An 11,569-nucleotide genomic window follows, 5' to 3' on the forward strand; every position below is an offset into this window, starting at 1 on the left:
CTCGCAACACCGATGATCAACCCGCAGGCCCTAACAATCACCCCACAGGCGAGCTGACCAATGGCCACCTCAAACCGCACCCGAATTTACACTCATTGACGGACGCGACCATTGAAAGATGCGGATTGGCATCAAAACCCGATGCTGTTCTACACCCAGAGAACCAGTCAAGCGCCCTCGTCCAATCCGTCCACCACCAGGGGTCCACTCCAGAATCGAAAGCGAAGACACGAAAACTGGATGTTGTTCTACCCTCAGCCGATCCTCTATTGACGTTGGCACAGAGGGGAATTAACATTTAGAAGTAGGCTGATACGGCTGGAAAAGCTTGGGCATCATGGTCTGCACCTCGGAGGCCCGGGTCTCTCCTTTCCCACAAGGAATTCTCGAACGGAGCAGGTTTCTGGGCAATTCCGGCAAACCTTCGAAGCCGGTCAAAAAGCTAGAGATTGTGGTTCCCCGAACCTCTCACCAGTTTCCGGTTGACGCGCCGCGGTCCTCTCCTCATCGCTGCGGGCTACCCTCCGCGCTCGCATCTCCGCCGCTTCGTCGCCGGCGGCCACTTTCGGAATTCGTGCAGCGGCGAGGCCATCGATGACGGACAGCCCTGTCCGGGTTGCTTTCGTCCGGCACGGCGAAACGGAATGGAACGTCGCGGGACTGCTTCAGGGGCACGCGGGGCCGGGGCTGAGCGCCGCGGGAATCGGACAGGTGACGGCGCTGGCCGACGCGCTCTCCGCTCGTCGCCAAGTAGCGACCATTGTGAGCAGCGATCTGCCTCGAGCCTCCGAAACCGCTTCCATCCTGCAATACCGTCTTGCGCACGCATCCGTCCACCTTGACCCCGCTTGGCGTGAGGTCGACGTCGGCAGTTGGTCCGGCCGGACGATGGCGGAGATTGCGCGGGACGATCCCGGCACGCTGCGTGCTTGGCTTTCCGGCGAGGACATCCGCAGGGGCGGTGGCGAGACCCGCGCCGAAACGCTGAAGCGGGTCACCGGCGCACTCGCCGCTTTGGTGAGTGGCCCGTGCGCAGGGCGCGCCGGCACGATGGTTGTCGTCAGCCATGCTGGACCAATTCGTTTCCTCGCCGCGGCATTCCTCGGTCTGTGGCCGAACGATTACCGGCGACTGAAGCCGCCGGGGACCGCATCCGTCACCGAGCTCGAGATCGACGCGCGCAATGGAGCCATCTGCTCCGGCCGGCTCATGTCTTATGGCGTGCAGATCGGCGGAGGAGGCGACGGGTCACCGTAAGAGGAAGGCGAGATAGTCCGAGGACTGCGGCCCGAGGAAGCGCTGGATCTTTTGCGCAAGTATCGACCGGTCGAGCCCGGCACACCGGCGGGCGAGGCTAGGTGTCGCGTCGAGGAGGGGGAACGTCAGGACCATCGCGAGCGAGCAGAACAGCGGCGGGTCGACCTCGTAGCTGCGGATGCGCTCGCGTTCCCATCCCGCCATGACCGCCATCAGGCGCCTCCGCTGGAAGAGGTGCGGCACCATCAGCCGCCAGAGCGGGGCCACCACTGGCGTCAGATCGAGCGAGTTGAACTCGGCGAAGTAACCGCGCAGGAATTCAACGAAGGGATCGGTTCGCTGGAGCCGCTCGATCGACCACGGATCGAGCGTCCCGAAGTAGTGCAGGCGCCACGCAAGCTTGTGGAGCCCCGCAGATAGGTCGCGTAAGAGCTCGAGACCCTGCAGCTCCGCCGGCAGTTCGTCGAGCTTCTGCGACGAGTCGAGGTCAGTGAGGATCAGTTCGGACCGTACGCGGTCGAACTGGAAGTTCTCGAGCTGCATCGAGTAGCGGTAGTGTCCAGCTTCGGCAAACGCACGCAGCAGCGCTCCCGCACGCCGCGCGACCGCCGCCACTGCGCGCCACTGCACGATCGGAATCTCCGGATCTCCCGCCACCTCAAGGGCGCGGTAAACCTCCTCGATGAACTCTCGCTTCGTGGATCCGGGGGCGCCGACGTCGTCAACATGCGCACGGAACGGTTGCTCCTCGGGTGACAAGCTGACGACCGCGCCCATCGGCCGGTCGCGGAAATTTAACTCCGGATAGCGGACGACGAGAAGCGGAGCGATGCTCGGGACGACGTGCTCGAGCAGCGACGTCGCGTTGTCAAACTCGAGGAGGGCACGTTCGTGCAGGATCCCGCCATAAGGTGCGGGCGAGCTCGTCACCTCCGCGAACTCGCCGTCCCGCGACACACCCACGTGGCGCAGGAGCGCAGTCGATGTGTACTCGGCCGTCGATGGCGGCCGGGGTGACGCCGCGTGTTCGCTCCACTGGACTTCCGACCGCGGATCATCGGGCGGGTTCCAGGCGCCGACGCCCTTCAGCTTGGCGGCGCGGTACTCGACGCCGGGCCTGCCCGGGTAGGCGGCGGGACGGGGCAACACGTACCAAGCGCTACGCCCGGGCCGCGCGAAGGTCGGCACCGTCCGCCAGCTCACGCGCTCGAGGATAGCCTCAATCGAAGCCGCGTCGATCCGGACCTCCGCGTAGCGATGTGTAACCTCGATCTCGAGCGTCATTTTCCGAGACTGCTTGGAGGAGGAAAGGCGTCCGACTGGCAAAGGCGGAGTTCGCAAGGAAGGCCCATCGCCTGCGCACGGCGGAAGTGGACGTCCTCCTCGACGAGCCGCGTGACGAGATCCCGCTCGAATGCCATCGCCGCCTCGGGGTGGAGCTGCGGCGCGAACGAGACTCCGACCCTGAGGACGAGACGCTGCCCGCCCTCAGCCTCGACGAGACGCGCATCGAGGTAGGGCGGTCCCATTGGCAACACGTCGTACGGCGGCGTCAGTGCGTTGCCGAGCGGGCTTCGCGCCGCACCCGGCATCTCCTCGAGGATCTCACCTAGAGTCCACGGCGACAGCACGACCGACGGGCGACCGCCGAGAACGGCGACCGGTGTGACGGCGGCCCGGCCGACGAAGTCGAACCCACCGCCCTCTTCGCACTCCCTAGCGACGGCGCGTACGATGTCGCCTGTCACGTAGCGGATTAGCGGTTGCAGCTGGGAGAACGGAAAGAGCTCGGTTAGAACGAGACGTCCCGTCGCATCGGGTGCAGGTCCCTCGCCGTCGAGCGCAACAATCTCGGCCACGACGGGCGCCGCCATGTGATAGCCGCCGCAGCTGGCACACCGCTCTGCGCCGGCGACGATCTCGGATAGGCTGAAGGTATCGCGAACGGCCGCGTTCGGGAACGTCCTCTGCAGGAAGCGCCTCAGCGAACGGCTGATGCCGTACCCGACCGAGGTGACAGCCCGGACGTGCACCCGCTCCGAGATGGGGAACCGCGCGAGCTCCGTCGCGAGGATCGCAAGGTGGCGAGGCCTACCGTGAAGCTCGATCGAGGCGTCGTCGAGGCTGGGTATGATGGGGCTCCGCCGGATCAGCGTGACGGCATGGTCGATGAGCCACTTTGACGAGCACGCGATCACAACTACGTGTGCACGCGACGGCGTCGGGACGCCGCCACCGTGAATGCTCGCGCCGAGCGTCGTGAACACGACGTCGGGCTCGGCCTCCCTCACCTCCGCGAGACGGTGCGCTACGGCACGGACGGCGGCGAGCTCGGCCTCCCCCCGGAAGCGGACGAGCGGCCGTCCAGTCGTCCCGGTGCTGTGGATCAGCGTGACGGCGCGCTCGCCGTCGCGCAGCAGATCGTCGGCTTCCGACAGCTCATCTTTGGAGAGGAGCGGCAGGGACGGTAGATCACCGAGAGAGGCGACCATCGCCGCGTTCCTGCCGCGCCAGTGGCGCTGGTAGAAGGGAATTTGCAGCGCCTCGGCGATGGTGCGCGGAAGCAGCTCCTCCTGGAAGGCGCATCGATCCCGCATCCTTTGCAACCCGACCTACACGATGCGGATCCGCTCGAAGATGGCACTCTCCATTCCCGAGAACCCACTGGCAGCGAAGACCTTGGCAAGCTCCTCGTCGGAGAAACCTGCGAGGTATTTCGTGAACTCGACATCCGGCTGGAAAGTCGCCCCCTTGCCGCGCGGCAAGGCGTCGAGCGAAAGCTTGTCGGCGTTCTCCGGATCCTTGATCGCGTCGAGCGCGACTGGGCCTGCAAGCTCGTAGAGACGCAGAGCGACCTGTTGCGGGCTCATACGTGATATCAACGAAACCATGTTCCCGTCCGGATCCGAAAACCGAGCGATAGTGGATCCCCAGCACGGGCCGGGCGCCGGATCGTTGATCCCCGAGCCACCGGCCTCGACGGCTGCGCGATAGACGCTCTCGACGTCGTTGTGGACGAGGACGAGTTGCGTGTAGTTGATCGCCCCCCTTTTCTTAGCCTTGCCGAACAGCCGCTCGGCTTCCTTCATCCCGGAGATGCACAGCCGGACCGACCCGGCATCCGACCCGACACCTCCTAGGACAGTGCCGAACTCGGCGAACCCACCATCCGCCGTGTCGACGTGGAAGCGCTTGTGGAGGCCGATACTTTCGTAGAATTTCACTGAGCGGGGAACGTCTTCGACCCAGATGTTCACGTACCCAATTTCAAGGCCACGTTCTGCCTGATACATTGCGTACCTCCTCAGAGTTTTATCTGCAAGGACACCTCACATGATGACAGATTTAAACGTCTTGTCTATACTCTAACCAAACGTACACTGATCACATAGATTGATGCCGGAGAGTAATCGCCGAACCACGGTTCGTGCGATCATTCTCATTTCATATCCGTGACATCCAGACTTTTCTAGAAGCACCTGATCAATATTTAGCTGTCATGCCCGGCATGGACAGTACTGGCGCGATCCATCTGTAAAGGAGGAGGGCCAACGCGCAACGCGAGCGGGAGATATTGGGCGATTGCAGACTAGATCGGACTACCCTTGCCTCCCGCGGCCGGTCGCAAATGCTCCGAGGCATACTGGGACCTGGAAGTCGGTCATGCAGCAGGGCCCCGGGTCGATCCCCTGACGGACTGCCGTGGGGCGCTGATCCCGAAGCCGGAACTTTCTAAAATGTCGAAGAGCTTGCCTGCGACGGGCAAGCTTCCGAAATCCTTCTTGACGCGATCCACTAGGCGCTCGATGAGACGCGTGCGGCGCGATGCATGCCGGCCGCCCTCCGAAAAACGGGGCTTCTCGAACCACAGGTGCACGCAGTCGACAGCCTCCTTGCGGGGATCGAACCGGTGCCGGTCGAGCACCCAGAAGGGCGCCACGAGATCTCGGAAATCCGAGGCCGGCCTAATGCCGCCCTCGTAGTCCAGCACCTCCCACCGCTCGCCGACCGGGCCGCAGGTCCAAATGTCGTTGCGCAGCGTATCGAACGTTAGCGCGCTGCGCTGTGCCAGCATGCCGAGCAGGCGCTGGTCGGCGAAGATCGCGATCTTGTTGGCAGCAACGCCGGTCTGCTGATCGACCGCGCGCATTACATAGTCGGCAGCCATGGCGGCGTAGGCACGGAAAAAGGCTATGTCGCCGACATAGAGAAAGGCGATGTTCGGCACCAGCGACAGGTAATCGAGCCCGTCTGGAAGCGCGAAGCCCGCCGGAACGAACAACTCACTCGCCTCTGGATACCATGGCGAAGCCGGCAGCTCCCAATGGAAACAGCAGAGATCCGTTGCCGAATAAGGAAATCTGCCGTCGTCAAAGAGCACGAAATCTAGGTCGAGAGCGACGAATGGCCGTTCCATCGCGCCGAGAACGAGCATTCTGCCTAGGCACGGCGCCGCGGCTAGGTATGGCCCGAGATCCTTGCGGCGCCCATCTAGGATGGAAACGTCGATTTCGCTATAGGCGTCGCATAGTCCGCTGTCCTCGTAGAAGCGGAGGCCGCGGGGGTCGGTATGGAGGACGATCTCGCCTCCCGTGTGCCTCCAGGACAGGGCGGCCGCGACGCTGGTCAGCGCCTCCAGCGGCGACAGTGCGTACGGTTCGTCTGCCCTGAACGGCGCGGTCGAGTTGACGTGGATTGCCGGCATTCGATGATCTGCTTTACGTCGGAGGCTGCTCCGCCGCATCGTCACCGGTCTAATCCCGTCCAATAGCTGCCGTTGCGGCCAGACGCGATGACCGCCTCAACGAATTTCATGCCCTCAAGACCATCTTGCACCGTCGGCAGCAGCGCGGCGTCGGAATCGGGGGCGCGGCCCTCGATCTTTGCCCAAATTAGTTCTGCGGCGTCGTCGTAAAGGTTAGCGAACCCTTCGACGAAGCCCTCGGGGCAGCCGGGCGGGACCCGTGAAAGGCGGTCGGCGGCCGGTCCCGACGCGCGCCCCCTTTCGAGGATCTGCCGGGCTTGCCCTAGCGGGTTCAGGTAGAGTCGGTCCGCGTTCTCCTGCGCCCACTCGAGTCCGGCCGCATCGCCGAATACGCGCAGCCGGATGCCGTTGGTGGTGCCGGGCGCGACCTGGCTCGCCCAAAGCATACCCCTGACGCCTGACCCGAACCGGAGGAGGACATGCACATTATCATCAAGCCGCCGGCCGTCGACGAAGGTGTGAACGTCAGCGGCAACGGCCTCAAGCCTCAGCCCGGTGACAAACGTCGCGAGGTTCATCGCGTGCGTGCCGATGTCCGCGACGGCGCCACCGGGTCCGGAGCGAGCGGGGTCCGTGCGCCACAGCGCCTGCTTCTGGCCGGCACTCTCAAGCGGGGTCGAGAGCCAGTCCTGTGGATATTCCGCCTGCACTACCCGGAGCACTCCGAGGCGGCCGTCAGCGACGAGAGCCCTCGCGGCGCGGACCATCGGATATGACGTGTAGTTATGCGTGAGAACGAACACTACGCCGGACCGCTCGACCTGCGCGGCAAGCTCTCGCGCTTCGGCGACGCTCATCGTCATTGGCTTATCGCAGAGGACGTGGATGCCGGCCTCAACGAAGGCCTTTGCCACGGGGAAGTGGAGGTCGTTCGAAGTGACGATGACAACGACATCGATCCCGTCGTGGCGGCACCGTTCCTGTTCAGCCATTTCGGCGAACGAACCGTAGGCCCGCTCGGCACTCACGCCAATCGCGTCCGCCGACGATCTCGATCGCTCGGGCGTGCTCGCGAAACATCCCGCGACGAGTTCGTAGTGCCCGTCCATCCTGCAGGCGAGGCGATGAATGGCACCGATGAGCGCTCCCTGCCCGCCCCCCACCATGCCGAGCCGGAGCCTGCGCCGTCCTAGCGGATCGCGCATCAGAGCCTCGCTTCCACGATCGTCCCATGCGAGGGCGGGCGGCCCTGCAGACCGACAGGCATAATTGGCCCATCGGCGCGATCGACCAGAACGCGTCGACCGGTCCGACAGGATGCGATGGCGGCTTCAGCAAGCGCGAGCGCTCTGCGGCCGGCGCGGGCGTGGACCGGTGGCTCGCGCCCAGCACGGAATGCCGCGAGGAGTTCGTCGAGATGGACGTCGATCAACTTGCGGATGGTCCGGTCCGAGTCGTTGAAGTAGCCTGTTTCCCAGACCTGCCGCATCTCGGAGCCCTTCTCCTGAAAAGTAAAACGGCGGACGGTATCCTCGACGATGACGCGTCCCGTCGTGCCGTTCACCTCGAGAACCTGCGTGTTGGCGTACTCGTATGAGCTATCGTAGGAACCGATAATGCAGCCCACCGCGCCGCTCGCGAACTTCAACGACACGACGAGAGTTGTGAAGCCGCCCTGCGTCACGTCCGTCATCTCCGCCATCAGCGACTCGATCGGCCCGCAACAGTGTTCGAGCATATCGAAGCCGTGACACTGCGTCTCGATGAGGTTCGCGTGCGGATGATCGGTCGGGGATTTAGAGCCTTCAAAGCGCCAGGCGGCGAAAATGGGCTCGCCGATCCTTCCCTGCTGGATCGCCTCGTAGGCAAGCCGTACAGGGCGGGCATAGCGGTAGTTGAAGTTGATCGCAAAGAACAAGCGCCGCTCGGCGGCTTCGGCAAGCAGCATGTCCGCATCCGCGAGCGCGAACGCGAGAGGCTTCTCGACGAGGAGCGGAACTCCGGCCCGGATAAGCGCCAGCGTCGGCTCGACCTGTCGCGTGTTCGTGACGGCGAGGCTGACAAGATCGGGCCGCTCCGTGCGCAGCATCTCGTCGATATCGAGGTAGCACGGGACGCGGAACTCCCTGCCCCTCGCGTCCGCCGTTCCAGGGTCACAATCAACGACCGCGCACAGCTCCGCATCGCTGCGGTTAGAGAAGGCGCGGGCATGCACCGGTCCCCAGCCGCCGACCCCAACCACCGCGACGCGGATTCGTGTGTCCGTCACGCCGCGCTCCTCATGTCGGCCGCACAGCGATCTTGCGGTATATCCGGTCGACTGGGACCGGCACGGCGAGGCCGAAGACCCCATTAAGTACCGCGCCCAACTCGCCAGCTCCGGCGATCCGCTGTTTGGTGACTCCGCCACCTCGACTCTGCACCACAAGTTGCGTCCCCGACAAGATGTAGCGCGCGTCTTCGGTCAGCCGCTCGATGAGAAGCGAGGTCGTCGACCACATGTGCGGAGCGGTGGCGGTAAACGCGTTCGCGCGCTCGTAGTCAGAGGAGTGGCAAGTGTTGAGATCGAACGCGTACAGCCACCTCCAGTTCGACGGAGTCCGCGTGAGGATCCCGACGGCGCCGAGGTGCTCGCGAAGGACGTAGCGTCCGGCCGGAGTCTCCTGCTCGACGCCGCACGCGAACCGCAGAGGCGCGTCGAGGAGGTTCGATCCAAAGCCGACGTCTGCGACCCACGGACCGTCCGAGAGGTCCACCCGCAGCAACATATGGCTGAGCCGCCTAAGCGGACGATCGGGCGATCCGGCCCGCCTCACGCAAGCCGCGAGGCCGCTCACAGCAAATCCTACCGTGCGGAGCGCGGCGGCGAAGAGGGTGTTCTGCTCGAAGCAGTACCCGCCACGCCGACCGCGCACGAGCTTCTCCTGCAGCGCTGACTGGTCCAGCGTCACCGGAAGGCCCATCAGGGCATCGATGTTCTCGAACGGGATTGCGCGGACGTGCAGACGGTGGAGCGCATTCAGGGTAGCGGCGTCAGCCCGCGCCGGCCCCGCGAACCCGATCCTGCGGAAATATGCATCGAGGTCGAACCGATCTGGCACGAGCTGGCCCCCTTATTCGTCACTTGCCGGCGCCTCGCCACGGAATCGAGAGCCGTCGGCGCCGACTGGCGCTTGTTTCGCGTCACTTCCTTTACGTTGGCGCAACTCGGCCTCCTGGTAGAGACGTCGCGTCGCCGCCAGCAGCTCGGGGTCGCGCGGCTCGGGCCCGTAGGCTCGTGATCCAAGCTCGTGCGCGAGCGGGCGGGGCAGGATCTGCGGAAACAGCGGCCCGCCGAGGGGTGACCCCGGCCGCAGCCCGTGACGCCAGTTCAGCGGCATCGTCGCAGGACCCGGTGCGAAGCGCACGTCGTCGCCGGCCCAGCGGGTCGCGAACGCGTGCCGCGACACGATCGAGTGGTTGGCTGGCGATCCGTGCAGGACGAAGGCATCGAAGGCGAGCACGTCGCCCGGCTCCATGTCCCAGCTCACTATGTCGTAGTCGCTGCGCCGCGCTTCGACGTCTGGCGGGTCGTCGAGCGCCGATTCTAGAAGATAGGCGAGACGGTCCGGACGGACGGCCTTGTACCGCTTACCCCATCGGTGCGAGCCGCGCACGAATTCGAGCGCACTGTTGTCGCTTTTAATGTCGCCGAGCGCCATCCAGATTGTCATGATCTGCGTCCCGGATAGCGGCCAGAACGTGTGGTCGTGGTGCCATGGCGTCGCGACGGCGCATCCAGCCGGCTTGACGAAAAGTTGATCAAAGAGAAGATTAATGCGCTGCGAGCCGAGGAGCTGCTGCGCGATGTGCGCCGCGGGCGATCCGTAGGCAAAGTCGCGGCACTCGTCGAACGTCTTCCAGAGAAAGCTGTCACCGAGAAAAGTGGTCGGGGGAACGGCCGCACCTCGCAGCTGGGCCGGATCGCGGGCGATCTGCTCGACGAAACGGGCGAGCGCCTCAACCCACCGCACTTGGAACAGGCCGCGCAGACAGACGACGCCGTCCGCGTTGAAGCGGGCGATCTCCGCTGCGGAGATCGCCCGGAGCGGCGGAACCGGCGGCGTGAGGTTTGCGCACCTGTCCATTTGCTCATCCATGTCGCACGCGCGGACGGCAGCCCAGAACAGGCGAACATCGCGCTGAGCTCGCATGCCTCTCGATCACGTTTTCAACCTCTATGCATATACCGACGAGGTCGTCGGACGCGTGCCCTCGGCCGGCTTCTAGCGTAGGGCGACTTCGGCAGCTTCTCGTTGCACTAAATACGCCGTTGGACACGTTTTCTGCCGCGCCCTAATCTTATAATCCGTTGTGGACTATTGACGGAAATTAACTTCGAAAATATTATCCTATTTGACTAAATACGGTCAACAGTAAAAATCGCTCGACTGAACAAGTCTAAGTCCCGAAATTCACAGCTGTCTTCGGCAATTGCGTAAACAGGAGGACGTTTCGATGCGAACTCTCGACCGCAGGAACCTTGTCGTCATCGTTAATCTAACACCTCACTTATACAAGAATTTTCCTTAAGCGAGCGGTGCGATGCTCTTGCGCACCAGACGCGCCGTCGGCGGTGAGAGCGTGACATTCGGGCTCCTACAGGATGGTCACGACTTGCCACGGTTAGCGGTTCCGTCCTTCGCGGGCGTAGATCTGGCCGCCTGGGCCTCGGCGAACAGCGCCCGCCTCAGCCACGAGCTCGATGTGTTTGGCGCGATCCTATTTCGCGGCTTCGAGGTCAATACTCCCGAACGCCTGCAGGAGATCAGCGAACGGATGTGCGGCAGCCTTTGTGCCTACGCCGAACGACGATCTCCCCGCACCGTGCTAGCCGGCGATGTCCTGACCTCGACCCATTTTCCTGCGGACCAGTCTATCCTCTTCCACAACGAGATGTCCTTCGCACGCGAATGGCCGATGCGGCTCTTTTTCGGCTGCCTCCGTCCGGCTGACGAAGGCGGTTGGACGCCGCTCGCCGATTCCCGTCGCGTCTTCGCGCGAATCCCGGCCGCGACGCGCGCTGCCTTCCTCGAACGGGGAGTCCGCTACGTGCGCAACTATCATCGGGGTGTCGGTCTGTCGTGGCGCGAGACCTATCAGACCGAGGACGTCGCGGAGGTTGAGGCGATCTGCCAGCGGTCCGTGGTCGGGTACGCGTGGGTCGACGGCGGGCGCCTGCGAACGTGGCAGGACCGACATGCCATCGCAGCGCATCCGCGGACTGGAGAGACCGTCTGGTTCAATCAGGCGCACTTCTTCCACCTTCGTTCGCTGCCCGACGACACGGCCGCGGCGATCCGCAGGAACTATCCCGAAGAGGATCTCCCGCAGCAGACCTACTTCGCCGACGGGAGCGCCATTGCCGACGCGTCGATCGACGAGATCAACGCCGCCTATGCAGCGGAGGCAGTCGGCTTCGCGTGGGAGCGCGGCGACCTCCTCGTGCTCGACAACATGCTCGTTGCCCATGCGAGGACACCCTATCGGGGACCTCGCCTGATAGCGGTGACGCTCGGCGACCTCTACTCGCCCGGACGGGTGGAAAACGGGCGGGCGGACCCTTGA

At 64.2% G+C, this 11,569-nt stretch carries 10 protein-coding genes; 2 read left to right on the forward strand and 8 right to left on the reverse strand.

Going from position 1 to position 11,569, the window contains the following annotated elements; genetic code table 11:
* The first annotated feature begins 594 nt into the window (after positions 1 to 594).
* A complete protein-coding gene (locus DDF70_RS21320) occupies positions 595 to 1,257 on the forward strand; it encodes a histidine phosphatase family protein (RefSeq protein WP_114946840.1) in 663 nt (220 codons plus the stop codon).
* Here DDF70_RS21320 and DDF70_RS21325 read toward each other — a convergent pair.
* From DDF70_RS21325 to DDF70_RS21360, 8 genes are all read right to left on the reverse strand, one after another.
* Positions 1,249 to 2,541: a hypothetical protein gene (locus tag DDF70_RS21325; RefSeq protein WP_114946841.1), complete on the reverse strand. Its 1,293-nt coding sequence runs from the start codon at positions 2,539 to 2,541 to the stop codon at positions 1,249 to 1,251. The genes DDF70_RS21320 and DDF70_RS21325 overlap by 9 nt on opposite strands.
* The gene (locus DDF70_RS21330) at positions 2,538 to 3,854 is read right to left on the reverse strand and encodes a phenylacetate--CoA ligase family protein (RefSeq protein WP_114946842.1); all 1,317 of its coding nucleotides are present in this window, start codon (positions 3,852 to 3,854) and stop codon (positions 2,538 to 2,540) included. Before DDF70_RS21330 ends, DDF70_RS21325 begins: the two co-directional genes overlap by 4 nt.
* A gap of 15 nt (positions 3,855 to 3,869) precedes the next feature.
* Positions 3,870 to 4,550, reverse strand: a complete 681-nt coding sequence (locus DDF70_RS21335; RefSeq protein WP_114946843.1) for a VOC family protein — start codon at positions 4,548 to 4,550, stop codon at positions 3,870 to 3,872.
* 368 nt (positions 4,551 to 4,918) lie between these two features.
* On the reverse strand, positions 4,919 to 5,962 hold the full coding sequence (locus tag DDF70_RS21340) for a hypothetical protein (protein ID WP_114946844.1): 1,044 nt from the start codon (positions 5,960 to 5,962) through the stop codon (positions 4,919 to 4,921).
* A 41-nt stretch (positions 5,963 to 6,003) separates the two neighbouring features.
* Entirely contained in the window at positions 6,004 to 7,167 is a 1,164-nt protein-coding gene (locus DDF70_RS21345; RefSeq protein ID WP_114946845.1) for a Gfo/Idh/MocA family protein, read from the reverse strand.
* Entirely contained in the window at positions 7,167 to 8,231 is a 1,065-nt protein-coding gene (locus DDF70_RS21350; protein ID WP_114946846.1) for a Gfo/Idh/MocA family protein, read from the reverse strand. Before DDF70_RS21350 ends, DDF70_RS21345 begins: the two co-directional genes overlap by 1 nt.
* Before the next feature lie 10 nt (positions 8,232 to 8,241).
* Entirely contained in the window at positions 8,242 to 9,063 is an 822-nt protein-coding gene (locus tag DDF70_RS21355; protein ID WP_114946847.1) for an arylamine N-acetyltransferase family protein, read from the reverse strand.
* Between the two features lie 12 nt (positions 9,064 to 9,075).
* Positions 9,076 to 10,155: a phytanoyl-CoA dioxygenase family protein gene (locus tag DDF70_RS21360; protein ID WP_114946848.1), complete on the reverse strand. Its 1,080-nt coding sequence runs from the start codon at positions 10,153 to 10,155 to the stop codon at positions 9,076 to 9,078.
* Between the two features lie 463 nt (positions 10,156 to 10,618).
* Between DDF70_RS21360 and DDF70_RS21365 the strand changes: the two genes are divergently transcribed.
* On the forward strand, positions 10,619 to 11,569 hold the full coding sequence (locus tag DDF70_RS21365; protein WP_162820556.1) for a TauD/TfdA family dioxygenase: 951 nt from the start codon (positions 10,619 to 10,621) through the stop codon (positions 11,567 to 11,569).

Origin of the sequence: Microvirga calopogonii (assembly GCF_003347665.1) — a bacterium.
GTDB lineage: Bacteria > Pseudomonadota > Alphaproteobacteria > Rhizobiales > Beijerinckiaceae > Microvirga > Microvirga calopogonii.

What these genes read in the sequence shown, in the direction of transcription:
- DDF70_RS21330 (WP_114946842.1), bottom strand. Translation starts at nt 3,854, where the DNA reads ATGCGGGATCGATGCGCCTTCCAGGAGGAGCTGCTTCCGCGCACCATC.
- DDF70_RS21360 (WP_114946848.1), bottom strand. Translation starts at nt 10,155, where the DNA reads ATGCGAGCTCAGCGCGATGTTCGCCTGTTCTGGGCTGCCGTCCGCGCG.
- DDF70_RS21340 (WP_114946844.1), bottom strand. Translation starts at nt 5,962, where the DNA reads ATGCCGGCAATCCACGTCAACTCGACCGCGCCGTTCAGGGCAGACGAA.
- DDF70_RS21345 (WP_114946845.1), bottom strand. Translation starts at nt 7,167, where the DNA reads ATGCGCGATCCGCTAGGACGGCGCAGGCTCCGGCTCGGCATGGTGGGG.
- DDF70_RS21325 (WP_114946841.1), bottom strand. Translation starts at nt 2,541, where the DNA reads ATGACGCTCGAGATCGAGGTTACACATCGCTACGCGGAGGTCCGGATC.
- DDF70_RS21320 (WP_114946840.1), top strand. Translation starts at nt 595, where the DNA reads ATGACGGACAGCCCTGTCCGGGTTGCTTTCGTCCGGCACGGCGAAACG.
- DDF70_RS21335 (WP_114946843.1), bottom strand. Translation starts at nt 4,550, where the DNA reads ATGTATCAGGCAGAACGTGGCCTTGAAATTGGGTACGTGAACATCTGG.